At 44.8% G+C, this 24112-nt stretch carries 20 protein-coding genes and 2 tRNA genes; 19 read left to right on the top strand and 3 right to left on the bottom strand.

Going from position 1 to position 24112, the window contains the following annotated elements:
- The first annotated feature begins 14 nt into the window (after positions 1-14).
- The 10 genes from MICH65_RS03355 to MICH65_RS03310 all read left to right on the top strand — a co-directional run bounded on the left by MICH65_RS03355 (position 15) and on the right by MICH65_RS03310 (position 11755).
- On the top strand, positions 15-920 hold the full coding sequence (locus MICH65_RS03355; protein ID WP_161932000.1) for a M48 family metallopeptidase: 906 nt from the start codon (positions 15-17) through the stop codon (positions 918-920).
- Positions 917-1492: a pentapeptide repeat-containing protein gene (locus MICH65_RS03350; protein ID WP_161931999.1), complete on the top strand. Its 576-nt coding sequence runs from the start codon at positions 917-919 to the stop codon at positions 1490-1492. The genes MICH65_RS03355 and MICH65_RS03350 overlap by 4 nt, the downstream gene beginning before the upstream one ends.
- 55 nt (positions 1493-1547) lie before the next feature.
- Positions 1548-3704: an ATP-dependent Clp protease ATP-binding subunit gene (locus MICH65_RS03345; protein WP_161931998.1), complete on the top strand. Its 2157-nt coding sequence runs from the start codon at positions 1548-1550 to the stop codon at positions 3702-3704.
- Positions 3705-3714: 10 nt separating this feature from the next.
- Entirely contained in the window at positions 3715-4023 is a 309-nt protein-coding gene (gatC, locus tag MICH65_RS03340) for an Asp-tRNA(Asn)/Glu-tRNA(Gln) amidotransferase subunit GatC (protein WP_161931997.1), read from the top strand.
- On the top strand, positions 4016-5386 hold the full coding sequence (gene gatA, locus MICH65_RS03335) for an Asp-tRNA(Asn)/Glu-tRNA(Gln) amidotransferase subunit GatA (RefSeq protein ID WP_161931996.1): 1371 nt from the start codon (positions 4016-4018) through the stop codon (positions 5384-5386). The genes gatC and gatA overlap by 8 nt, the downstream gene beginning before the upstream one ends.
- Positions 5383-6696 (top strand): Asp-tRNA(Asn)/Glu-tRNA(Gln) amidotransferase subunit GatB, encoded by a 1314-nt coding sequence (gatB, locus tag MICH65_RS03330; protein WP_161931995.1) that lies wholly within the window; start codon positions 5383-5385, stop codon positions 6694-6696. The genes gatA and gatB overlap by 4 nt, the downstream gene beginning before the upstream one ends.
- Positions 6697-6743: 47 nt before the next feature.
- Positions 6744-10916 (top strand): DNA polymerase III subunit alpha, encoded by a 4173-nt coding sequence (dnaE, locus tag MICH65_RS03325; RefSeq protein ID WP_161931994.1) that lies wholly within the window; start codon positions 6744-6746, stop codon positions 10914-10916.
- A gap of 87 nt (positions 10917-11003) precedes the next feature.
- The gene (rplS, locus tag MICH65_RS03320; protein ID WP_161931993.1) at positions 11004-11534 is read left to right on the top strand and encodes a 50S ribosomal protein L19; all 531 of its coding nucleotides are present in this window, start codon (positions 11004-11006) and stop codon (positions 11532-11534) included.
- A gap of 58 nt (positions 11535-11592) precedes the next feature.
- A tRNA-Lys gene (locus MICH65_RS03315) sits at positions 11593-11667 on the top strand.
- A gap of 16 nt (positions 11668-11683) precedes the next feature.
- A tRNA-Glu gene (locus MICH65_RS03310) sits at positions 11684-11755 on the top strand.
- A 60-nt stretch (positions 11756-11815) separates the two neighbouring features.
- On the opposite strand, the gene MICH65_RS03305 is transcribed toward MICH65_RS03310, so the two are convergent.
- The 3 genes from MICH65_RS03305 to MICH65_RS03295 form a co-directional block, all read right to left on the bottom strand.
- The gene (locus MICH65_RS03305) at positions 11816-13024 is read right to left on the bottom strand and encodes a DEAD/DEAH box helicase (RefSeq protein ID WP_161931992.1); all 1209 of its coding nucleotides are present in this window, start codon (positions 13022-13024) and stop codon (positions 11816-11818) included.
- Between the two features lie 172 nt (positions 13025-13196).
- Complete coding sequence (locus MICH65_RS03300) at positions 13197-13583, bottom strand: cupin domain-containing protein (RefSeq protein ID WP_161931991.1); 387 nt, start codon at positions 13581-13583, stop codon at positions 13197-13199.
- A gap of 40 nt (positions 13584-13623) precedes the next feature.
- Entirely contained in the window at positions 13624-14403 is a 780-nt protein-coding gene (locus tag MICH65_RS03295) for an alpha/beta fold hydrolase (protein WP_161931990.1), read from the bottom strand.
- Positions 14404-14488: 85 nt separating this feature from the next.
- Between MICH65_RS03295 and ruvC the strand changes: the two genes are divergently transcribed.
- From ruvC to ppsA, 9 genes are all read left to right on the top strand, one after another.
- Positions 14489-14971, top strand: coding sequence for a crossover junction endodeoxyribonuclease RuvC (gene ruvC / locus MICH65_RS03290; RefSeq protein ID WP_161931989.1), 483 nt, complete (start codon positions 14489-14491; stop codon positions 14969-14971).
- A gap of 50 nt (positions 14972-15021) precedes the next feature.
- Entirely contained in the window at positions 15022-15588 is a 567-nt protein-coding gene (gene ruvA / locus MICH65_RS03285) for a Holliday junction branch migration protein RuvA (RefSeq protein ID WP_161931988.1), read from the top strand.
- On the top strand, positions 15575-16573 hold the full coding sequence (ruvB, locus tag MICH65_RS03280) for a Holliday junction branch migration DNA helicase RuvB (protein WP_161931987.1): 999 nt from the start codon (positions 15575-15577) through the stop codon (positions 16571-16573). Before ruvA ends, ruvB begins: the two co-directional genes overlap by 14 nt.
- Positions 16574-16741: 168 nt before the next feature.
- The gene (locus MICH65_RS03275) at positions 16742-18271 is read left to right on the top strand and encodes a DUF192 domain-containing protein (protein ID WP_161931986.1); all 1530 of its coding nucleotides are present in this window, start codon (positions 16742-16744) and stop codon (positions 18269-18271) included.
- A 9-nt stretch (positions 18272-18280) separates the two neighbouring features.
- Positions 18281-18658 (top strand): putative metallopeptidase, encoded by a 378-nt coding sequence (locus MICH65_RS03270; protein WP_161931985.1) that lies wholly within the window; start codon positions 18281-18283, stop codon positions 18656-18658.
- Entirely contained in the window at positions 18655-19332 is a 678-nt protein-coding gene (locus MICH65_RS03265; RefSeq protein WP_161931984.1) for a hypothetical protein, read from the top strand. The genes MICH65_RS03270 and MICH65_RS03265 overlap by 4 nt, the downstream gene beginning before the upstream one ends.
- Before the next feature lie 14 nt (positions 19333-19346).
- Positions 19347-20735, top strand: a complete 1389-nt coding sequence (locus MICH65_RS03260) for a phosphomannomutase/phosphoglucomutase (RefSeq protein WP_161931983.1) — start codon at positions 19347-19349, stop codon at positions 20733-20735.
- Entirely contained in the window at positions 20728-21798 is a 1071-nt protein-coding gene (locus tag MICH65_RS03255; protein WP_161931982.1) for an SIS domain-containing protein, read from the top strand. Before MICH65_RS03260 ends, MICH65_RS03255 begins: the two co-directional genes overlap by 8 nt.
- 42 nt (positions 21799-21840) lie before the next feature.
- Entirely contained in the window at positions 21841-24111 is a 2271-nt protein-coding gene (gene ppsA / locus MICH65_RS03250) for a phosphoenolpyruvate synthase (RefSeq protein WP_161931981.1), read from the top strand.
- Position 24112 lies beyond the last annotated feature (1 nt).

Genomic DNA, 24112 nt, shown 5'->3' with positions numbered 1-24112 from the left:
CTGGTTTTAGGTAAATGATTAACGTCTACGAAAGAGTTGAGGTAAATAAGCGGAAGAGTGCTCTGGTTGTGCTCGGGTTTATTGTTTTTGTGGCGGCAGTGGCGTATGTGTTTAGCCAGGCATTAGGTTATGGTCTGGATATGGTTGGGATAGCCTTGATTCTGTCTGGAGTGATGAGTTTTGCTTCGTATTACTGGTCTGACAAGATTATCTTGTCTTTATCTGGAGCAAGAGAGGCTGACCGGGACAGGGACTTTGAGTTCTATACCGTGGCTGAGAACTTGGCTATGGCGGCTAGATTACCCAAGCCAAGGCTATATGTGATCGAGGATACGGCTATGAACGCCTTTGCCACGGGAAGAGACCCTGACCATGCGGTGGTAGTAGCCACAACAGGTTTGCTTGACCGGCTTGATAGATCAGAACTGGAGGGGGTGGTAGCTCATGAGTTGGCACATGTTAAGAACTATGACATTAGATTGATGGGAGTGGTGGCTATTTTAGTAGGTTTGGTAGCCTTATTAGCTGATTGGTTTTTACGAATTAGTGCTTGGGGTGGGGGCAGAAAGAGAGATAATGAGGGGAATAATCAGCTGCAGGCGATATTAATGATTGTGGGTATTTTGCTGGCACTACTGGCTCCCTTGGTTGCTAACTTGATCAAGTTAGCTATCTCACGAAGAAGAGAGTTTTTGGCTGATGCTGAGGCGGCTAAGCTAACTAGATATCCTGAGGGCTTAGCTAGAGCATTGGAGAAAATATCTAAAGACAGTGAACCGTTGGAAGCAGCTAATAAGGCAACGGCTCATTTGTATATTAGTGATCCATTAAAGAACCGTCATGATGCTATAGGTTGGTTTGCAGGTTTGTTTAACACTCACCCACCAGTGGAGGAGCGAATTGCAGCATTACGGGCGTGATCTGGAAGTCTAAACATATAGGAGAGAAACAGCTTGTTGGGGTCAGGTTGGTGAATGATTCATTCTTGAATTTGCGGTTTGCTGGGGTTGAGTTGAAGCTAAGTAGTTTTGAGAAATGTTTGTTTAAAGAGTGTGATTTTAGCGGTGTGATAATTCAGGACAGTGGCTTTATTGATGTTGATTTTCAGGGTAGTCGGATTAGTAACCTTGATTTGTCGGTGGGATATTTTAAGGGTGTTAAGTTTGACGAGGTGGTGGCTGAGGGTACGGTATTTAGGCAACTTAGAAAAAGTGATGAGAAACTTGAGTGGATGGATATGCGCAAAACAAGCTTTGTGAAGGCTGATCTGTCTTCGGCAATATTTATGAAGTGCAGGCTTAACGAAGCTGATTTTAGAGGAGCTAAGTTGGAGAGGTGTGTGTTTGAGGGTTGTGATTTAAGTGAGGCCAATTTTAGCGAAGCGCAACTTGCAGGAGTTAATTTTGAAGGAAGTAGGATTGATAAGACGGTTCTTGATATGAGCGGGTTTGTGAGTCTTGGTCAGGCTAAGGGTTTTGTACTTAGTGACTAGCTGAATGGTTAGCAGACGGTTGACATGATTGCTAACTAGAGGTTAAATATTGGTTATGGATAACAATAACTTGCCTGATTTTTTAAAGCCAGTTGATCCTGAAAAGGCACTGGAGAAGTTCACCATTAACTTGACTGAGAAAGCGAGAGAGTCAAGGCTTGACCCGGTGATTGGAAGAGATAAGGAGATTAGGCGGATGATGCAGGTTTTAAGTAGAAGAACGAAGAATAATCCGGTATTGGTGGGTGATCCTGGTGTGGGTAAGACGGCTTTGGTAGAGGGATTGGCTATAAGAATTGCGGCCGGTGATGTGCCTGAGAGCCTGAAGAATAAGGATCTTTTGATGCTTGATATCGCATCGGTGTTGGCAGGAGCTAAGTTCAGAGGCGAGTTTGAGGAGAGATTGAAGGCTATTGTTAAGAAGGTTGAGGATGCGGCTGGTCAGTATGTGTTATTTATCGATGAGCTGCACACCTTGGTGGGGGCAGGTTCGGCTGAAGGTTCGGTTGATGCAGCCAATATATTAAAGCCGGCGTTGGCAAGAGGAGCTCTTCATATGATTGGAGCAACGACCATTAATGAGTATCGGAAATATATTGAGAAGGATGCGGCTTTGGAGAGAAGATTCCAGCCAGTGATGGTGGATGAGCCGAGTTTGGAGGATACGATCGCAATTCTGCGAGGTTTAAAGGAGAAGTATGAGGTTCATCATGGACTTAGAATTTCAGATGATGCTTTGATTGCGGCTGGTAGATTGTCGGTTAGGTATATTGCAGACCGGTTTTTGCCGGATAAAGCTATTGATTTGATTGATGAGGCGGCTTCTGGTCTTAAAATCGAGATTGAGTCGATGCCAGCTGAGCTTGATTTGCTTAAACGCAAGATCACTCAGATGGAGATTGAGTTGCAGGCTTTAAAAAAGGAAAAATCGGAGTCGGCTAAGCAGCGAGCTGAGCAGTTGCAAAAGGATATTGAGGAGAAAAAGAAAGAAGAAAAGGAGATGGAAGCAAAGTGGCAGGAACAGAAGACCTTGGTTGAGAAGGTAAGTGAGTTGCAGGGTAAGATTGATGAGGCTAGGGCGAGGCTAGAAAAGGCAGAACGGGAGGTTAATTTGGATAAGGCGGCTGAGATTAAGTATGGCGAGTTACCTAGACTGGAGAAGGAGTTGAAGGAAAGCCAAGATGAGTGGTTAAAGATCCCGGTTGAGGATCGAGTCTTGCGACTTGAGGTAAGCGAGGAGGATGTAGCCTTGGTGGTGTCACGCTGGACTGGTATTCCGGTTACTCGATTGATTAAGAGTGAACAAGAAAGATTGATTGATTTGGAAAATGAGATGTCAAAACGGGTGGTGGGTCAGGATGAGGCGGTATCGGCGGTAGCTAGAGCGGTGCGCAGATCTAGGGCTGGAATTGCAGATGAAAACAGACCAATTGCTAGCTTTTTGTTTTTGGGCCCAACGGGTGTGGGTAAGACCGAGACGGCTAAGGCTTTGGCTGCTGCTTTGTTTAATGATGAGTCAGCTATGGTAAGGATTGATATGAGTGAGTATATGGAGCAGCATTCGGTGGCTCGGTTGATTGGCGCCCCTCCCGGTTATATTGGCTATGACGAGGGTGGACAGCTGACTGAGGCAGTACGAAGAAGGCCATATAGTGTGGTGTTGTTTGATGAGATTGAGAAAGCCCATGATCAGGTATATAACGTGTTGTTGCAGGTATTTGATGAGGGTAGACTGACTGATGGTAAGGGAAGAACAGTTGATTTTCGCAATACAGTGTTGGTAATGACCAGCAATTTGGCTAGTGAGGAGATTGCGAGGATGAATGAAGATTATGACAAGGAGATGGAGGAGAAGGTTTGGGCTAAGGTACAAAGTCATTTCCGACCTGAGTTTATCAACAGATTGGATCAGATGATTATATTTGAGCCTTTAAGTGAGAAGGACATGGAGAAGGTGGTCACAATCCAGCTTAAGCGGTTGGAGGGGCGGCTTGAGCAGCAAGAGATTGAGATTGAGTACGGTGAGTCTCTAGTAGCTTTTTTGGCTCGTAAAGGCTATGACCGAAACTTTGGAGCCAGACCTTTAAAGAGATTGATTCAGAGTCAAATTGAGGATGAGTTGGCTATGAATTTACTGGAGGATAAGATAATGCCGGGGAGTAAGGTGAGAATAGAGGTTGTGGGTGATGGAGTGGAGATAAAAGTAGGGTAAAATAACTGCTGTGAAGCAGAAGAAATTATCGGAAAAGGAACTAGCGCATTTGTTTGAGTTGAGCAAGCTTGAATTGGCTGAAGGTGAGGCAGATGAATACGCAACCCAGTTAGGCGAGATTCTTAATTACGTGGGCCAGCTTTCTAGCTTAGAGCTTGATGAGGTTGAGGAAACTAATCAGGTAACTGGTTTGGTGAATGTATTTGATGAAGATAATACAAGAGAAGGTCTTGATCATAGTGAGGCGATGAGTCAGGTACCCGTAAAAAAAGATGGTTATGTAATGGTAAAAGCAGTGTTGGGAGGTGGCGATGAGTAAGACAATTGTAGAAACTCGAAAGGAGTTGGTGGATGGTACAAAGTCAGTGACCGAGGTGGTGAGCGAGAGCTTGAAGATAATCAAGGACAAAGAAAAACTTAATGCCTTTATTACTCTAGTTGAGGATGAGGCATTAAAGAGAGCCGCGTGGCTTGAGAAAAATGGAGATCGGAGTCTGCCGCTTTTTGGAGTGCCTGTGGCGTTAAAGGATATGTATCTGACAAAAGGGATTAGAACAACAGCAGGAGCCAAGTTGCTTGAGGAGTATGTTCCCCCCTACTCTTCCAGTGTGGTTGAGAAATTAGAGGAAGCTGGAGCAGTGATAGTGGGTAAAACAAACCAGGACGCCTGGGCTCATGGAGCTAGTGGTGAAAACTCTGATTTTGGGCCGAGTCTTAATCCTAGTAACGAGGAGTATGTGCCGGGGGGTAGTTCTTCAGGTTCAGCGGTGGCAGTAGCGGCAGGAATGGTGCCCCTGGCTATGGGAACGGATACTGGAGGATCGATTAGGCAACCGGCAAACTTTGTGGGTGTGGTTGGTTTTAAGCCAAGCTATGGGAGAGTGAGTCGTTATGGGGTGATTGCCATGGCTAGTTCGCTTGATAGTATGGGACATTTTACTAACTCGGTTGAGGATGCGGCTTTGGTTCTGGGGGTAACTGCAGGAGCTGATGAAAGGGATGCGACCACTCGGGCAGCTAGGAAATATGAGTTTGAGGGTTTTTCAAAAAAAGGTCTTGAGGGAGTGAGAGTTGGTATAGCTAAGGAGTATGTTGAGGCAATTGCAGACGAGGAGATAAAGGAGAATTTTGAAAAGGTTAAATCAAAGCTGGAACGATTAGGAGCGACCTTGGTTGATGTTGCCCTACCTCACACTAAGGATGCGATTGCGGTTTACTACATTCTGCAGCCGGCTGAGGTGAGTTCCAACTTAGCTAGATTTGATGGGGTCAGATACGGGAAAGGGAGAGATAGTTTTGGCAAGGAAGCCAAAAGAAGAATCGTGGTTGGCAGCTATACTCTGTCTTCAGGCTACTATGACGCGTACTATCGCCAGGCTTTAAGAGTGCGAACCTTGGTTAAGCAAGATTTTGAGAGAGCTTTTGAGAAAGTCGATGTTTTAGTAACACCAGTCTCCCCTACCACTGCATTTAAGTTAGGTGAGAAGACTAGTGATCCGCTGGCAATGTATATGGCTGATGCTTTGACAGTACCGGTAAACTTGGCTGGATTACCAGCGATTGCCATTCCTTCGGGTAAGACTAAAGGAGGTCTGCCAATGGGAGTCCAGGTAATTGGACGATATATGGACGAAGAAAGAATGCTACCGATTAGTTATGAATTGGAGAGTGAACTGATATGAGTGATAAATATCGGGCAATAATTGGGATGGAGGTGCATGTTGAGTTAGCGAGTAAGGCGAAGATGTTTTGCAGATGTGATGCTAGCCACTTCCAGGTTGAACCAAATACTCACGTGTGTCCTGTGTGTATGGGTTTGCCAGGTGCTCTACCAGTTCCCAATGAGGATGGGATTAAGGGAGTGGTAAAGATAGGGACGGCTTTGGGATGCAAGATTAACAGAGTGAGCAAGTTTGACCGAAAGCACTACTTCTATCCCGATTTGCCTAAGGGTTATCAGATCAGCCAGTATGACCAGCCTCTGTGTTATTCAGGCGAGGTGGTATTAGCCAGTGGTAAACGAGTAAGAATTGAGAGGGTTCATCTGGAGGAGGATACAGGTAAGCTAGTTCATCGAGAGGTGGATGGTAAGAAGGTGTCATTGGTGGACTATAACCGGAGTGGTGTGCCATTGGTTGAGATTGTGACAAAGCCGGATCTTGAAAGTGCCCAGGAGGCTAAAGAGTACTTGAAACTGATTCATGCCACAGTTAGATACTTGGGAGTGTCGGATGCTGATATGGAGAAGGGGTCGATGCGACTTGAGGCAAATATTAGTGTGAGTAAGGATGGTAGTCTGCCACCTTACAAGGTGGAGGTGAAGAATGTTAACTCGTTTAGATATATTGCGGCGGCGATTGAGTATGAGATCAAGCGGCAGATTAAGCTACTTGAGCGGGGTGAGACTCCCAAGCAAGAGACTCGAGGCTGGTCATTGGAAGGAAGAAAAACAGTGTCGCAGAGAAGCAAGGAGGAGGCAAAAGACTATCGCTATTTCCCAGAGCCAGATATCCCACCTTTGAATTTAAGTGAGGACATGATTAAGGATTGGAGTAGCGAGATTGGATCAACGCCGATGCAGATGAGGGACAAGCTGGTGAAACTGGGAGTGAGGTCTGATTATGTGGAGACGGTGATATATGACAAAAAGACGGCCGTTGATGTATTAGAGTTGGTAGAGGTAGCGATTAAAGAAGGGTTGGAGGTAAATAAGGTGGTGGGCAGAGTGGTAAATAAAGGAGAGACTGGTTTTGATAGGGGTGAGGTGATTAGAGATGTAAAAGAGGAGGAAGAGAGAAGTTTTGCTGATGAAGGAACGGTAGAAGAGTGGATAAAACAGGCTATAAGTGAGAATGAGGCGGCTGTGGCAGACTATCGAAAGGGCAGGGAAACGGCAGTTAAGTTCTTGATGGGTCAGGTAATGAGATTATCTAAAGGTGAGGCTAATCCAGCTGATCTCGAGAATAAAATCAAGGCGAAGCTTGATAAGTAGAAGTGGTGCTTGAGCTATTAGTTTAAAGCTTTTAAGATGTTAGAGACATGGCAAAATTTGTCCATCTTCATGTCCACAGTGAGTACTCATTGTTGGATGGGTTGAGTAAGATCAAGGGTTTGATAAAGAAAACTAAGGAGCATGGTTCTCCGGCTTTGGCATTGACGGATCATGGAGTGATGTATGGAGCAATTGATTTTTACAAAAAAGCGACTGAGGAAGGGATTAAGCCAATTATTGGCTGTGAGATCTATATGTCAGCTGAGGATCATAGAGAGAAAAAGAGGCATGATGCGTTCCATCTGACGGTTTGGGCGAAGGATCTTGAGGGTTATCAGAACCTGATGAAACTGGTATCAATAGCACAGATTGATGGCTTTTATTACCGTCCCAGGATAGATATGCAGCTGCTTGCCAAACACGCTAAGGGATTGATGGCGAGTACTGGCTGTCCGGCGGGGTTGGTGGGAAGGCGACTGATTAACGAGTCGTATGAATCAGCTTTAAATACTGCCAAGGAGTTTAGTCAGGTTTTTGGTACGGGTAATTTTTATGTTGAGCTGCAAAGACACCCTTGGCAGAAATTTGCAGAGGCGCAGGGAGTGCCGGCTAAGGTGAGAGAGGAGCTTAAGGAGAGGGCTAAGGAATCGGTGAAGCTGGAAGAAGGGTTGATTAAGATAAGCAGGGATTTGGGACTGCCGATCATTGCCACTAATGACGTCCATTACATTGAGAAAGAGGATGCAGTGGCTCAGGATGCGATTGTATGTATTCAGACCGGTAAGGTAATCGCTGACACCGAGCGGATGCGGTATGTGGATACACCCGATTATTACTTAAAGACTCCAGAGGAGATGGTGGAGAGTTTTCTTGATTTGCCAGAGGCAATCGAGAACACGGTTAAGCTAGCTGATAAGGTTGATTTGGAGATTAAGCTGGGTGAGTGGTATTTCCCTGAGTTTGAGCTACCTAAAGATAAAACGGCGGGTGAGGTGCTAAGAGAGATGGCTTACTCAGGAGCAAAAGAAAAATTTGGTGAGGTTACAAAGGAGATATCAGAGAGATTGGATTATGAACTCAAGATCATTGATGATCGAGGATATAGTCCTTACTTCTTAATCTATGCGGATATGACAGAGTATGCGGCTAAGGCGGGTATTTATGTTAATACCAGAGGTTCGGCTGCAGGATCCTTAGTGAGTTTTTGTTGTGGTATTACAGTGGTAGATCCATTGCGATATCACTTGCCTTTTGAGAGGTTTTTGAACCCATTTAGACCCTCACCACCTGATATTGATTTGGATATTTCTGATGACCGCAGAGAGGACATGATCCAGTACTTGAAGGACAAATATGGTGAGGAAAAGGTAGCCCAGATCTGTACTTTTGGAACAATGCAGGCAAGAGCGGCGGTGAGAGATGTGGGAAGGGTGCTGGGTATGCCCTACTCTCAACCAGACCGGATCGCCAAACTAATCCCCCAGGGGTCACAGGGTTTTCCGATGTTTTTGGATAGAGCCTTGAAGGAATCAAAGGAACTAAAGGAGGTTTATGACAGTGAGGAGGAGACCAGGCGATTGATTGATTTGGCTAAAAAGATTGAAGGGAATGCTAGACACGTGTCGGTACACGCAGCAGCAGTGGTGGTGGCACCAGATGATCTAACTAAGTTTTCGCCATTACAAAGAGAGCCTGGGGGTGGAGATAAGATAATCACCCAGTATGAGATGCATGCCTGTGAGGATGTGGGATTGATTAAGCTTGATATCTTGGGAATCAGGAATCTGTCGATCATGGCTAATGCGATCAGGATTATTAAGAAACTAAGAGGTGAGGTGATCGATATTCACAAGATCCCCATGGATGATGAGAAGACTTTTAAGATGCTGGCTGAAGGTAAGACGTTTGGAGTATTCCAGATGGCTAGCAGTGGAATGACTAAACACTTAGTTGAGTTACGACCAGAGCGGGTGGAGGATTTGATGCAGATGGTGGCCTTGTATAGGCCTGGACCAATGGCCTTCATTCCTGAGTATATTAAGCGCAAACACAATCCGAAACTAGTTAAGTACGACGATCCGCGAATGGAGGAGTTTTTGAAGAGCTCTTATGGCATTATCGTCTATCAGGATGATGTCATCTTTATGGCGTTGAAGCTTGCCGGTTATGACTGGGGTGAGGCGGATAAGTTTAGGAAAGCGATCGGTAAGAAAATCCCTGAGGAGATGGCCAAGCAGAAGGATAAGTTCATTGATGGTTGTGTGGCGGGTGGAATGAGCCTGAAACTAGCTAAGGAGTTGTTTGCCAAGATCGAAACGTTTGCTGCCTATGGTTTTAACAAGTGTGTAACTGGAGACACATATATTTACCATGGGTCTAATGGAGAGAGAGTAAGGGTTAAGGATTTGTATAGCAAGAAAATAAAGGAGACTGGTGTGGTTTGGGGGCTGGATGGTGATGATAGGTTGTGCGGACAGGAGGTTAAGTCTGTGCATGAAAATGGAGTCAAGCAGATATGGGAGATTAAATTAAGATCAGGGAGGAGATTAAGGGTGACAGGTAACCACCCCGTGAGGACGTTTGATGGATGGCAAGAGGCGGCTAAATTGGCTATCGGAGAGAGGGTGGCTGTGGCAAAGAAGATGGGTTTGGGTAAGGCAAGTGGGGTATTGAGTCATCCCCCGATTCTTCACCAGAAGCAGGAAAACAAACTTAAGGTGTCTACTTTAGATACCATACCGATTGGAGTGCTTAGGTTAATTCGAGAGGAGATGAAAGAAAAGGGTTTTGGTGTAGAGGAGATGGTTTCTCAAACTGGATTGTCAAAGAGATTGTTTTCTGATGATAGGAGAAAACGCGGATATACCAGGGAGGTTTTAACCAAAATTAATGAGGTGTTGGAATCCGAAACCTTAAGAAGGCTAATAGAGGCGGATGTTTTCTGGGATGAGGTGGTGGGGGTAGAGAAACAGGGAAAGGAAATGACTTACGACCTAACCTTAACAGGTGAGCATAACTTTTTGGCCAATGATGTGGTGGTACACAACTCTCACGCTGCTTCGTATGGAATGGTTAGTTACTGGACGGCTTACTTGAAAGCTAACTATCCAGTTGAGTACATGACTGCCTTGTTAACGGCAGAGGCTGGTAATACAGATAAGCTGGTGGAGGCAATAGCTGAGTGTGATCGGATGGGCATCACTATTCTGGCTCCTGATATTAACGAATCCTTAACCGGATTTACGATTGTGGAACAGGATGGCGAGCAGGTGATCAGATTTGGGTTGGGAGCGATTAAGAATGTGGGTGAAGCAGCTGTGGGAGCGATTCTTGAGGAGAGAGATAAGCTTAAGTTCACTAGTTTGGCTGATTTCTGCAGCCGGGTGGACGCCAGGAAAGTAAATAAAAAAGTGATTGAGAGTTTGATTAAAGCGGGTGCTTTTGATGCGTTTGGTAACCGAGCAGCTTTGATTGCCGGTGTAGATGAGATCCGCAACAAAGCAGCTAGTATGCAGAAGAAGAAAAGTGAGGGGCAGGACAGTTTGTTTGGGCAAATTGAGACAGAGAGTGATCCAATGAGGTTGGCAGACAGCTTACCTGAGGTAGCCGAGTGGCCACTGCGAGATAAGCTTAAGTTTGAGAAGGAACTATTGGGTTTTTACTTGAGTGATAACCCGGTAAAGAGCATCATGGCTAGAGTGGCTCAGAGAGTGACTCATCGGATTAATCAGCTTGATCCAGAACATCACATTGGTCAGACAGTCACCTTGGGTGGCATGGTTATAAAAGTAAGACAGGTGGTGACTAAAAAGAACAATGACTTAATGGCCTTTGTCAGGTTGGAGGATGACACCTCGGTGGTTGATGGGGTGGTGTTTCCTAAGCTTTATGCAGAGACTAAGGAACTGTGGGAGGAAGATAAGTCGGTGCTGGTGACTGGTAAGGTGGATTACCGTGAGGAGACAATCAATCTAGTGATCAATGAGGTTGAGTATGTGGATGTAAGCAAGGAAGAAAAGGAGGTCAAGGAAATAGAGATTCCCAGGGGAACTGATAAGGAGGTGTTAATGATGATCAGTAAGCTGTTAAAGGAGAACCCAGGGGATGATCACGTCAGAGTGGTGGTACCAAACGGAGGAGGCCCTAAGATCATTGATCTGCCTTATGGAGTTGATTTTAGTGATGAGGTAAGGGAACAAGTGGCCAAACTACTCTCATAAAAAAAGAGGGATAAAGCAAGACTCTTGTACCTTGAGGCATAACCTGATAAAATTTGAGTCTAGTTTTAACCGATTAAAGACATAAAAATGGCAAACATATTAAATTGGAGAGATCAAGTTAAATTTGGTTCAGGCGATACTATCAGAGTTCACCAGACCGTTAGAGAAGGTAACAAGACCAGAATTCAGATTTTTGAAGGGTTGGTAGTTCGCATCAAGGGTCATGGTGGCTTAAAGTCATTTACAGTGAGAAAGATCGCAGCAGGTGGTATTGGGGTTGAGAGAATTTTTCCTGAGGAGTCCCCTACCGTAACCAAGGTAGAGGTAACCAAGAGAGGTCAGGTCAGACGAGCTCACTTGGGATACTTGAGAGGTAGAGAAGGTAAGAGAGCAACCAAAGTTAAAGATAGCTTTGTTAAGGGTGTATCACAGAATATAGAGGAACAGGTAGTGGTTAAGGAAGAGATGACCAGCGAAGAGGAACTAATTGCTAGAAGAGCAGCTAAGGCGGCTAAGGAACAAAGACTAGCCAAGAAGGCTGATCAGGCTGGTAAAGAGAAGAAAAAAGCTGACAAGAAGAAGAAAATTCAACGCAAGGAGAAGGTTTTCGTCAGGTAAGAGGCATGAAAATGGTAAAATAACGAACAGATCGTAATGGTCTGGTCGTGAAGGTAATGGGTCCATAGCTCAGCCTGGTTAGAGCACCTGCCTTTTAAGCAGGGTGTCCTGGGTTCGAATCCCAGTGGACCCACTCTTTTTACTTCCGAGGCCCCATCGTCTAACGGCTAGGACGCCAGGTTTTCATCCTGGTAATCGGGGTTCGATTCCCCGTGGGGTCACACAGATTGAATATGATGGATTGAAGATATAAGTATCAAGTTTATGATACTTATTTGTTTTTACTCAACAAAAGTTAGTGCTTGTCCAGTCTTTCCCGCTCTTCCAGTTCTGCCAATACGATGGATATAGTCTGCGTAGGTATCAGGTTGGTCGTAGTTGATGACATGGGTGATGTCTTTAACATCAATACCTCTGGCTGCAACATCGGTGGCAACTAGAATGTTGATTCGATCGGTTTTGAAGTCGGTGAGAACCCTTTGGCGTTGAGACTGCCTTTTGTTACCGTGAATAGCTCCAACTGAAAAGCCGTTTTGAGATAGAGTGACACTTAACTTCTCTACTCCGTATTTGGTACGGCCAAAGATCAAGACTTTCTGGAATCGCTGTTGTTTAAGCAATTCCTTTAGGACACTTATCTTGTCTGAACCAGAGAGATGAACAACATCCTGATCTACATTCTGAGCTGTAGCACCAGTTTTGACCGAGATTTTTAGCGGATTGTTCATGAAAGTATGAGCTATACCCTCTACTCGATCATCTATGGTGGTGGAGAAGAGCAAGGTCTGGCGCTCTTTGGGTAAGAAACTTAACAACTTGGTTATGTCTTTGACAAATCCCATATCCAGCATGCGGTCCATCTCATCTAGTACGATTGTATGAGTGTTGTTTAGATTGAGTGAACCACGTTCATGCAGGTCTTTGAGTCTGCCTGGGGTGCCGATGAAGATGTGAGGATTGCGCTTAAGCTCTTGGATCTGACGATAGATGCCAGTACCACCAATTAACAGGACAGTTTTGATGGGAAGACCATTACTAAGCGCTTTAATATCATCTTTGATCTGGACAGCTAGCTCTCTAGTGGGAGCAATGATTAGAGCATTTTGAGCAGGGTCTTTTATTAATTTAGCCAGAATGGGGAGAACAAAAGCTATAGTTTTGCCAGTACCGGTATCAGCTAAACCAATTAGATCATGGCCATTAAGGATGGGGGTTAAGGCTTGATCCTGGATGGGTGTTGGAGTGTCAAAACCCATACTGGATAGATTGGTGACTAGCTGTTTGGGTAGCTTGAAGTCACTAAAGGTACTGGTGACGGGGGCCACTTCACTTTGAACAGCATCAGCTGGTTTTATGAAGAGACGAGGATCTAACTGCTTTGGCTGAAAGCGGCCACGGCCAGATCGATTATGCCCAAAAGAACGATTCGAGTTAGATCGATTATGACGGCCACGAGAGCCAGAACGAAAACTATTTCGCTGTTGATACATTTTTGTAAGGGGGAAACTCCCCGATTGCCCTAGTAGAAGTTCAAGGTAGACAATCGGTCTTATGCCAAAGAGGCGGACGGGTCTAACAGGATTGAGGCTAATGGCCTAATTCTTAGAACAATATAGGACATTATACAGCCTTCTTACTAGAAAAGATAGGGGGTGGCTTTTATTAGTGACCCTCGGCTTCCTCGGCAGCAATGGCATCTGCCTTAGTGGGGTGAATGGTGCCATCGGGGTGATGAGGAGGTGAGTAGAGGGTGTAGAGCTTGAGATATGCTTCCTGTGAAGTATTGATGATGTTGTGTTCTGCTCCTGCTGGGATAATGATGGCATCACCATCTTGGAGGATAAACTCCTGGTCATTGATGATGGCTTTACCTTCTCCTTGGTCAACTCTGAAGAACTGATCATTGTCAGGATGGATCTCCATGCCAATGTCCTGACCTGGTTCTAGGCTCATGACGACTAGCTGAGTATTATTCGCGGTGAAAAGAACTTTTCTAAAGTTTTGATTGTTGACGGTCTCGTCTTCGAGATGGGTGTGAAAACCTGGCATATTTAGCGTGTTACAAATGTTAATAGCTTGATTATACCGATTATATGCCAGTCTGTTTTATTGACTGACCCACTTTGCGTAGCAGCTTGGCGATTGTCTGCGGCTGATTGATAACGATAATATGATTGGCTTGGGGAACCAAGATTAGGCTTGATTTAGGTATCTTTTGAGCTAGTTCTTTGGCTAGTGTATAAGGGATGACACTGTCCCCTACCCCATGGATGACGTGAGTAGGACAACTGATGTTTGCCAGATATTTGGTGGCATTAAAACTTAAGGCCCCTAGGACTGAAAGAGAATAGCCTAAGGGTGTAGTTTTGATAATCTCACGAAACAGCCTGATTAAATCCCAGTCTCGTATGTATGATTGATGCCTTGATGGAACTAAGTTTTTAAGAAGTGAGAGGATAACCATTTTGATGAATCTTGAATTAAGTGAGTGTTTAGGAGTGAAGAGTTTGTAGGTGGTGCTGATTAAAACCAACCTTTTTACGTCTTTGGGATAGAGATGAGCGTAGGTCAGGGCGGAGAAGCCACCATAACAGTGCCCTACTAGGATGGGGTTGGTTAGCTTGTATTTGGCAACAACCTGGTGAACTTGATGGACAATGCTTGTTTGGGTGTAGTCGGAAAGTGAGAAAGTATTTGGAGAATCGCCATGTCCTGGAAGATCAAAGCTTAGAGTGGTATATCCCAGTTGATTTAACTCACTGACTATGGGATTCCACGCCTTGAGATTGCCACCTAACCCGTGAAGGAATATGAAACTAGCAGGTGAGTCCTTAATGATATTTAGTTGGTGGTTGAGCTTGATAGCCATGGTATGAGAATACAGGATGAGTGATTAATATTAAACGCCATACTGACTATGGGATATTATGTTTTTTCTTTGTTAGAATGAGGTGATGAGGATACTAGGAATTGATCCGGGAACAGGTAGAACTGGTTGGGGGGTGCTGGATAAGAATGGTGGGAAGGAGAGGATGGTGGCTTATGGCTGTTTTGAGACTAAGGCTAACAGTGAGTTGGTGGAGAGACTGGAATTGATATATAAACGAATCGGTGAGCTGATTGATGAGTACAAGCCGGATGAAGTGGCGGTCGAGGATTTATTCTTTGCTACCAATGCCAAGACGGCTATGAGTGTGGGTCAGGCTAGAGGTGTAGTGTTGTTGGCTGGCAGGCACAAGAAATTGCCTATTTATAGTTACACTCCCCTACAGGTGAAGTCAGCGGTAACTGGATATGGTAAGGCTGACAAAAAACAGGTTGAGTTAATGGTAGTTAGAATCTTGGGCCTTAAGGAGACACCCAAACCTGATGACGCAGCTGATGCCTTAGCAGTGGCTTTGACACACGGATCGGTAAATAGCAGATTAAAGGCATAGGGAGGCTTGACTTAAGCTGTGATGAGTAAATTGGGTTACAATAGGTGGCGATGATTGGATTGTTAAAAGGTAAGGTAATCAGGAAAGAGACAGGTAAGATAATCGTTGAGGTGAATGGGGTGGGTTATGAGGTTAATGTAAATGCAAGATTAAACAACAAACTGGTCTTGGATGAGCAAGTTGTTTTAGATATTTACACTCATGTAAGAGAAGAGGTCTTGGCCCTGTACGGTTTTGCCGACCAAGAGGAGAAACAACTCTTTGAGAAACTCATCTCGGTAAGTGGGATCGGCCCTAAAATGGCTATGACAGTGATGGAGTCTGGGAGTAAAAGTGAGATCGTTGAGGCTATCAGAAACGGTAATGTTAGTTTTTTTACAGCTGTACCCGGCATTGGAACTAAGGGAGCACAAAGGCTGATTGTTGATCTTAAGAGTAAGTTGGGCGGGGATGAGAAACTTGATTTAGCGGATTATCCAAATCAAGCTGACGCTTTGAAAGGTCTGGTGGCCTTGGGGTTAACTAAGGCGGAAGCAGTTGAGAGTTTGAAGAAAATAGACGGCCGGTTATCGGCTGAGGAACAAATTAGATTGGCTTTGCGAGATGGTAGAAGATAAAGTGGTGGTGGCAGCTGAGGAGGTAGAGAAAGGTAATAATCTGCGAGCCGAGTCGTGGGATGAGTTTGTGGGTCAGGAAAAACTAAGACAGTCTTTAGATATCGCTATTAAGGCAGCTAAAAACCGCAAGGAACCATTGGAACACATTTTATTTTATGGCCCCCCTGGTTTAGGTAAGACAACACTGGCTCATTTGGTAGCTAAGTCGATGGGAGTGAGTATTAGAGTAACCTCAGGTCCGGCGATTGAACGAGCGGCAGATCTGGCATCAATTTTGTCTAACTTGCAGGAGGGTGATGTGTTGTTTATTGATGAGATTCATAGATTAAACAAGACGGTGGAGGAAACACTGTATCCGGCGATGGAGGACTATGTGCTGGATGTAATTTTGGGTAAGGGTCCAACGGCAAGGTCGTTGCGTTTGGAACTGGCTAAGTTCACTTTGATAGGAGCCACTACCAGAGTGGGGTTGTTGGCGGCTCCACTACGAGATCGGTTTGGAGTGATTCATCGGTTAAGTTTTTATGATGATGAAGAGCTTAAAAATATAGTTGCCAATGCGGCTAACAAGTTGGAGTTTAAATTGGATGATCAAGGATGCCTTGAGGTGGCCAAAAGGTCAAGAAGGACGGCTAGAGTGGCTCTAAAGCTACTTAGAAGAGTAAGAGACTACGTTGAGGTACATGGTGTAAAACAGGCAGATCGGGAGATGGTTTTGAAGGCCTTGAAACTACTTGAGGTAGATGAGTTGGGGTTGGATGAGATTGACCGAAAATTGCTTAAGGCAGTAATTGAGAAACATGGTGGTGGACCAGTTGGTGTGGAGACCTTGGCAGCGTTGATAAACGAGGATGTGATGACGATTAAGGATGTGTATGAGCCTTTTTTGATGCAGATTGGCTTGTTGAAGCGAACTAGCCGGGGAAGGATGGTTACCGAGGAAAGCTATCGGCATTTAGGAATGAAGATAAAAAGGGTAAAATAGGGTTTAGATTAATGGACTGATGAGAGGGTTAAACCAACAGTCTGATATAGATACCCCTACGGGTATGTGGCCATCCCCTTACGGGTATACACCTAGCTCTTATGTGGGAATAATTAGCAGTTAGGCCTTTTGATTGCTTACGAGGCTAACTGATGTTAATATACAGATATGAAGCGCTTTTTTGTAGTTTTAGTTACATTTTTTGCTCTGATTGCCGGTGGGGGTGGAAGGGTAATTGCGGTTGAGGACCCAAACCTGACAGCTAACAACAAAATCGGCATTCATGTACTGGATCCTAATGAGGTAATGGAGGCGGCCAAGCTAGTTAATGGTGATACTGGCGCATGGGGATATGTGACGGTACCGATTCAGGCAACTGATAGAAACAGAGAGAAGTGGATAAGGTTTATGAGACAGGCGGCTGAGAATAGGGTGATACCAATTGTAAGGGTAGCTACGGTGGTGTCGGGCTTGCATTGGGATGAGCCTAATAACTATGATCTGGTTGATTTTGCTAACTTTTTGAACGACTTGCCGTGGCCGACTAAGAACCGATACGTGGTGATCTTTAATGAAGTGAATCGGGCTGATGAGTATGGCGGATACGTTTCCCCTGAGAAATATGCCGATACTCTAATGAACGCAATGACCATATTTAAGGAGAGGTCTGCTGACTTCTTCATTCTGCCAGCGGGTATGGATAACGCGGCGGCGTCAAACGGGGAGAGTCTACATTGGCGAAGCTACTGGGAGAGAATGGTTGCTCGTCAGCCTGAGATTCTGGAGAAAATAGATGGTTGGACTAGTCATGCATATCCTAATCCTGGCTTTAGGGGTAGGCCGACTGACCGAACTGACCGATCGATAGCAAGTTTCCGCTTTGAGCTTGATTTTGTGTCAAGAAGGACAGATCGAGATTTGCCCGTGTTTATTACCGAGACTGGATGGGATATGAGTGTTGTGGATGAACGAGTTGCTGCTTCATACTTGAAGACGGCGCATGACCAGGTGTGGAATGACCCACGGATCGTGGCGATTACTCCATTTTTACTGAGAGCTGGTGCCGGTCCGTTTGTAGGTTTTTCTTTCCTTGATATGAATGGCCAGCCCAGAGAGGTGTATCAGGTGTGGAGGAGCTTGGCGGTTAAGGGTGAACCTGTGCTTAATCAAGAAGTGTTAGAGGAAATAAAACAGGGAGGAGTGGTGAGTGAGACTAAGGATAGTAGTGAGTCAATTTTTGAGAGATTTGAGTTAGTTGATTGGGAGGGTGTCTGGTTGTGGTTGGCAAGGATATTGGGACTTAACAGAGATAGAGTGGCTCACGAAGAGATGGTGGAGATTGGGGGAAGAAAGTACTGGGTTGAGGTGGCTGACACTAATGATGAAAGGATTAGAGGACTGTCTGGGCGAAGCAGACTGAAGGATAATGAGGGGATGCTGTTTGTGTTTGAGAACAAGGATAGATATGCCTTCTGGATGAAGGAGATGAGATTTGACATATATATAGTGTGGATCTCGTCCGGGAAGGTAGTGGGGATAGATAACGCAAGTTATGCAACGCCGTATAAACGAATCTGGCCGAATGAGGAGGTGGATATGGTGCTTGAGGTAGTTGATGTTGAGGGAATCAAGATTGGTGATGAGATAAAACGATTTGAGGTCAGGGATGAGGTTGATTTGGAGGCAAAAATTGATTAGGGTTAGGTGATGAAGTTAGAAAGAGCGCGTGATCTTGATGAGAGGATAAGGGAGGTGGTGGAAAGGCTTAATATGGAGCATATTAAGCCAGATCAGGTAGTGGCTTTTAGATCTACAGGCGCAACAGCTAGAGCTAGAGCAAGGATTTACGCCATGCCTCGAATTTGGCAGGAAGCTTTGGAGGTTAAGCCACATTACTGTATTGAGTTTTTAAGCCAGCATTTTGACCACTTAAGTGAGGATGATCAATGGCGGGTGATTATTCACGAGTTGATGCATATCCCCAAGACATTTTCAGGAGCCTTGGTACCCCATATTGGTAAGGGCAGACGCCATCAGGTAACCCATCAGACCGTAGAAATGATGTTTAAAAGACTAAAGAGATGAAGATAATACATGGAGATAACCAGATTGAGTCAAGAGAGTACTTAAATAAGTATAAGGAGCAGGCAAGATTAAAGGGGGTGGAGGTGGTGACCTTGTTGGCAAAAAAGGCAGATCTTAGTGAGGTAATCCAGGCGGTTGAGTCGGGTGGATTGTTTGGTGATCTGCGATTGGTAGTGATTGAGGAGCTGTTTAGTGGTCTGACAAGCTCGTCAAAAAAAGCAGTGATTGAGTATCTTAAAAAGGAAAGTCCGGAGATGGTAGTTATCTGGGAACCAAAACCGGTGGATGGAAGAAAACTTAAGGGAGTAAAGGCTGAGATAAAAGAGTTTAAGGTAAACAGTAAGATTTTTAAATTCTTAGAAAGCGTAGTACCAGGAGGTCAGCGAGCTTTTATGCCTTTATGGGAAGAGCTATCGAGTAATGAGCCAGCAGAACTAATTTTCTTTATGTTACTTCGACAAACAAGACAGCTGATCAGCATTTTAAGTGACCCGACTAGTTTTAGGGGCCCGTCGTGGTTGACTGGAAAACTTAAAAAACAGGCAGATGTCTTTGGTATGGAGGGTTTGTTAAGGTTTCATACGGAGATATATCGATTGGAGGAGGAAACCAAGCTTGGTAAAAGCAACTTACCCTTGGCAACAAGAATGGAGTTACTGTTACTATCAATATGAGGTGATGAACTAATATGCCAGTAGAAAGAGAGATATTTAGGGACAATGATATAAGGGGGATATATCCTGAGCAGCTTGATGAAGGAGTGATGTACAGGTTGGCGCTGGTTTTAAGTGAGATGTATCATCCAAAATTGGTATCTGTGGGGAGAGATATGAGATTGTCTGGACCGTGGTTGAGTAGGGCTTTGATAGATGGTTTTGTGAGGGCTGGAGTTAAGGTGTTTGATCTGGGGATGATCACCACACCAATGAACTATTTTGCTGCTAAGGAACTAAAAGTAGATTTGGCTTGTATTGTGTCTTCATCTCACAATCCAAAAGAGTACAACGGGTTAATCATTGCTAAAGACAAGGGAAGAGCTACCGAGAAGAGTGATTTGGAGCAATTGGCTAAGGGGATGATGGGTGAGATACACCTTAAGGAGAAGGTTAAGGGCAAGGTGGTGAGTAAACAGATTATGAATAGGTGGATGGATCATGTTTTTTCATTGGTTAACCCAAGAGCGATAAGACCAATGAAGGTGGTGTTTGATGCTGGTAACAGTGTTGCGGGGATAGAGTTGGTGGAGGCATTAAATCGTTTGCCACAGATTAAAGCGGTGAAGATGTTTTTTGAGCCCGATGGCAGTTTCCCCAATCACTTACCCAACCCTTTGTTATCAGCCACGCTGAAGGGATTGTCAAAACGGGTGAGAGAGGAGAAGGCTGACTGCGGTTTTTCTTATGATGGGGATGCAGACAGAGTGATTATGGTAGATGAGAAAGGGAGAGTCGTTGAGGGATCTTTGATGACCGCCTACTTAGCTAAGTATTTATTGGAACATAGAAAATATACAACTAGACCTAAGATGTTGTATACCAGCGTGATGAGCCAGATTGTGCCTAAAAAGATATCAGAGTATGGAGGAACTCCTTTACTGGCACCAGTAGGCCACTCGTTGATTAAGGCAATGATGAGAAAGAATCGAGCTATATTTGCCGGGGAACACTCAGGACATTTTTACTTTAAGGAGAATAACTATAACGACTCGGCATTGGTTGGCACATTGATATTGCTGATGGCTATTTCCAGTGATGATCGACCAGTAAGTAAGCAGGTGGAGGAGTTTCGTATTTATGAAAAGGCAGAGGAGATGTCAGTAAAAGTGGATGATAGGGACAGATTTATAGAGATGGTGCTTCAGGTGATAACTTCCGATCAATCAAGCTTGGGTAAACCAAAGCAGATAAGAAGAACGGATGGAATTACAGTAGAGTATGGAGATTTTTGGTTTAACCTGCGTCCTTCTGGAACCGAACCAGTGGTAAGATTTAACATAGAAGCATACGAAGTTGGTAAACTGGAGAGACGAAGAGGACAGGTACTTTCAATGTTAAAAAAATTAGGCGGCCATGTTTAAACATAAACTAGATCAAGAAAGCAGTTACAAACTGGATAGCAGTCGGGTGTATGACTCGGTGTTGACACTGCCTCAGCAAATTGGTGGGTTGTGGGAGGGCTTAACGGAGTTAAAAATAGGCAAGGCGTGTAGGCTGGTTGATAACTTGGTAGTTGTGGGTATGGGCGGATCAGCTTTGGGAGCTAGAGTGGTTAAGAGTATGTGCAATGATAAGCTGATGTTGCCACTTGAGATTGTAAATAACTACCATTTGCCTGCTTATGTAGATGAAAGAAGTTTGGTGATCTTATCAAGCTATTCTGGTGGTACGGAGGAGGTACTTCATGCAGCCAAGGAAGCTGAGGCCAGAAAGTCCTGTGTGGTAGTGATTGCTGGAGGGGGTAGTTTGGTGGAGGTGGCAGAGAAAAATAACTGGCCGGTTTTGAAACTGAATGAGGAATATAACCCGAGTAAACAGCCAAGGATGGCCATTGGGATGAACGTGATGGCGGTGTTAATGGTGTTGTCTCGTTGTGGTCACGTTGAGATTGAGTCTGAGTTGGTAACTCAGGTATTGGCCAACTTGCGCAGCCAGCAACAGATCTTGGGTAAGGATAGGCCGTTTAAAGAAAATCCAGCTAAACGGTTAGCCGAGATAGTAGAGGAAAAGGCGGTGATTATGATTGGAGCCGAGCACTTGACCGGTGCGATTCATGTATTTAAAAACCAATTAAATGAGAATGCGAAGACCTTTGCGGCTAGGTTTGATTTACCAGAGTTAAACCATCATTTACTTGAAGGTTTAAGTTTCCCTAAGGAGTTAAGAAAAGTATTTCATTTCGTGATATTTGATAGTGAGCTGTATGACCCGGTAATCAGTAAGCGTCTGCTTTTAACTGAGGAGGTAATCACTAAACAAGGATATGGGGTGACTAGGATTAAGGCCGAGACAAGTGGGGCGCTGGCTCAGGTGTGGGAGACGATAGCTTTTGGTGGATTTGTCTCCTTTTATTTAGCTTTACTTCATAAGATTGATCCAGCGCCGATTCCCTGGGTAGATTATTTCAAGAGTAAATTAAAGTAAGAGCAACTTCCCTTTTTGATGTAAGTTGCCTATGATGAAGGTATGTCTGTTTTTGTTTTAAAATTTAATGAGATTGATCGTGAGGATATTGGTTTGGTAGGAGGTAAGGGGGCAAATTTGGGTGAGATGACCCGAGCTGGTTTTCCGGTTCCGAATGGATTTTGTGTGACGGCACAAGCGTATCGAGAGATGGTGAAGTTTAATGGTTTTGATAGCAAGATTCGAGAAATGCTTGATGGGGTTGAGGTGAAGGACTCGGATAAGCTGCAAAGGGCGGCAGACCGGATCATGAAGATGGTTTCAAAAGCGGATATTCCTGATGAGATGGCGGAGTCGATTATCAGACATTACAGATCACTTAGCAGTAAAACTAAGAATCCCTTAGTAGCGGTTAGGTCTTCGGCAACAGCAGAGGATTTACCCGAGGCTAGCTTTGCCGGACAACAATCTACTTTTTTGGATATTAAAGGAGAGGCGGCAGTTATTCAGGCAGTCAGAGATGCTTGGGCATCTTTGTTTACGGCCAGAGCTATTTTTTACAGAGAGACCAATGGCTTTGATCATTTCCAGGTGGCTTTGGCAGTACCGGTGCAGCTGATGGTGGCATCTGAGGTAAGTGGAAATATGTTTACTATTAATCCGGTAAATAATGATAAGCGGATTATTGTAATCGAGGCTATTTGGGGTTTGGGCGAGATGATTGTTCAGGGTACCTACACACCAGATCACTATGAGGTAAGACGAGATGACATGACCATTTATGCCAGGGAGATTAATGAGCAGAAGAAAGAGCTAACCAGAAAAAATGGGGTAAACAAAGAGTATCCCTTGCCTAAGTGGAAGGTAGGCAGGCAGAAGCTAGAGGATGACCTGATTGTAAAGCTGGCTGAGATTGGTGAGAAACTACACAGCCATTACCGATTCCCACAGGATATAGAGTGGGCCATGGAAGGTGGTAAGTTGTATGTAGTTCAGACCAGACCGATTACAACCATGGAGGCGGTAGAGAGACAGTCTGAGATGAGCTTAAAGGAAGAATCTAGTTTGAGGTTATTGGTTAAAGGAGATGCGGCTTCGCCTGGAGTGGCTTGGGGCAGGCCGGTGGTATTAAAGTCGGCCAAGGAAATAAGCAAGATCAAGGAAGGAGATGTGTTGGTAGCGGAGATGACTACTCCTGATTTTGTGCCGGCGATGAAGAGAGCGGTAGCGATTGTGACTAACTCAGGAGGACAAACCTCGCACGCGGCGATCGTATCAAGGGAACTGGGGGTGCCAGCGGTGGTGGGCAGTAAAGATGGAACCAAAGTTCTTAAGAAAGAGAAGTTAATTACAGTTAACGGTACAACTGGTGAGGTATTTGCTGGTAAACCTAAAGAACAAGACCTGAAGTACACTAAGCGAGATATTGGTGCAGGTTTGGTAGAGACGGCCACTAAAGTATATGTTAATTTGGGTGAGCCAGAACTGGCTTCGAGTGTGGCCCAGAAGAATGTGGATGGAGTGGGGTTGCTGCGAGCTGAGTTTATGATGGCGCAGATAGGTAAGCACCCCAAGAAGATGCTTAGAGATGGCAAGCGAAAAGAGTATGTGAGGTCGTTGGCAGTGGGACTGGCTCAGTTTGCCTCGTCTTTTGGCAGCAGGCCGGTAGTGTATCGCGCGAGTGATTTTAAGACCAATGAGTACCAGAACTTAATCGGGGGTAAGGATTTTGAAAGACCGGAACCTAATCCGATGTTGGGCTATCGAGGGGCACTGCGATACATTACTGATGAGCAGGTATTTGAGATGGAGCTTGAGGCGATTAAGATGGTGAGAGATAAGCTGGGATATAAGAATTTGTGGTTAATGATTCCATTTGTTCATGAACCAAATGAGTTGCTTAAGGTTAAACGAATTGTGGCGGCTAATGGCTTAAGCCGATCTAGTTCATTTAAGTTGTGGATGATGGTGGAGATCCCTAGTAACGTGATTTTGCTCGAGGAGTTTGCCAAGGCAGGGATTGATGGAATCAGCATTGGGTCAAATGACTTAACCATGTTAACTCTAGGAGTAGATCGAGACAATGAGGACGTGGCGGGGGCTTATGATGAAAGAAATCCAGCGGTTTTGTGGATGTTGGAGACGGCCATTAAAAAGGCGGTTAAGCTTGGTTTAACAGCTAGTTTATGTGGTCAGGCAGCCAGTCAGTATCCTGATTTAGTAGAGAAATTGGTGAGATGGGGAATCACCTCGGTGTCGGTATCTCCTGACGCGGTGGAGAGGACTAGAGAGATTGTGGCACAGGCTGAAAAAAGGGTGATTGGTGGAAAATAGG

It is taken from the genome of Candidatus Chazhemtobacterium aquaticus (assembly GCF_009936135.1).
GTDB classification, from domain to species: domain Bacteria; phylum Patescibacteriota; class Microgenomatia; order UBA1400; family Chazhemtobacteraceae; genus Chazhemtobacterium; species Chazhemtobacterium aquaticus.
The sequence above is the reverse complement of the archived record's forward strand: the minus strand, read 5'-3'. Positions and strand labels throughout refer to the sequence as shown.

What these genes read in the sequence shown, in the direction of transcription:
- MICH65_RS03355 (WP_161932000.1), top strand. Translation starts at nt 15, where the DNA reads ATGATTAACGTCTACGAAAGAGTTGAGGTAAATAAGCGGAAGAGTGCT.
- MICH65_RS03345 (WP_161931998.1), top strand. Translation starts at nt 1,548, where the DNA reads ATGGATAACAATAACTTGCCTGATTTTTTAAAGCCAGTTGATCCTGAA.
- gatA (WP_161931996.1), top strand. Translation starts at nt 4,016, where the DNA reads ATGAGTAAGACAATTGTAGAAACTCGAAAGGAGTTGGTGGATGGTACA.
- gatB (WP_161931995.1), top strand. Translation starts at nt 5,383, where the DNA reads ATGAGTGATAAATATCGGGCAATAATTGGGATGGAGGTGCATGTTGAG.
- dnaE (WP_161931994.1), top strand. Translation starts at nt 6,744, where the DNA reads ATGGCAAAATTTGTCCATCTTCATGTCCACAGTGAGTACTCATTGTTG.
- rplS (WP_161931993.1), top strand. Translation starts at nt 11,004, where the DNA reads ATGGCAAACATATTAAATTGGAGAGATCAAGTTAAATTTGGTTCAGGC.
- MICH65_RS03305 (WP_161931992.1), bottom strand. Translation starts at nt 13,024, where the DNA reads ATGTATCAACAGCGAAATAGTTTTCGTTCTGGCTCTCGTGGCCGTCAT.
- MICH65_RS03300 (WP_161931991.1), bottom strand. Translation starts at nt 13,583, where the DNA reads ATGCCAGGTTTTCACACCCATCTCGAAGACGAGACCGTCAACAATCAA.
- MICH65_RS03295 (WP_161931990.1), bottom strand. Translation starts at nt 14,403, where the DNA reads ATGGCTATCAAGCTCAACCACCAACTAAATATCATTAAGGACTCACCT.
- ruvC (WP_161931989.1), top strand. Translation starts at nt 14,489, where the DNA reads ATGAGGATACTAGGAATTGATCCGGGAACAGGTAGAACTGGTTGGGGG.
- ruvA (WP_161931988.1), top strand. Translation starts at nt 15,022, where the DNA reads ATGATTGGATTGTTAAAAGGTAAGGTAATCAGGAAAGAGACAGGTAAG.
- ruvB (WP_161931987.1), top strand. Translation starts at nt 15,575, where the DNA reads ATGGTAGAAGATAAAGTGGTGGTGGCAGCTGAGGAGGTAGAGAAAGGT.
- MICH65_RS03275 (WP_161931986.1), top strand. Translation starts at nt 16,742, where the DNA reads ATGAAGCGCTTTTTTGTAGTTTTAGTTACATTTTTTGCTCTGATTGCC.
- MICH65_RS03270 (WP_161931985.1), top strand. Translation starts at nt 18,281, where the DNA reads ATGAAGTTAGAAAGAGCGCGTGATCTTGATGAGAGGATAAGGGAGGTG.
- MICH65_RS03265 (WP_161931984.1), top strand. Translation starts at nt 18,655, where the DNA reads ATGAAGATAATACATGGAGATAACCAGATTGAGTCAAGAGAGTACTTA.
- MICH65_RS03260 (WP_161931983.1), top strand. Translation starts at nt 19,347, where the DNA reads ATGCCAGTAGAAAGAGAGATATTTAGGGACAATGATATAAGGGGGATA.
- MICH65_RS03255 (WP_161931982.1), top strand. Translation starts at nt 20,728, where the DNA reads ATGTTTAAACATAAACTAGATCAAGAAAGCAGTTACAAACTGGATAGC.
- ppsA (WP_161931981.1), top strand. Translation starts at nt 21,841, where the DNA reads ATGTCTGTTTTTGTTTTAAAATTTAATGAGATTGATCGTGAGGATATT.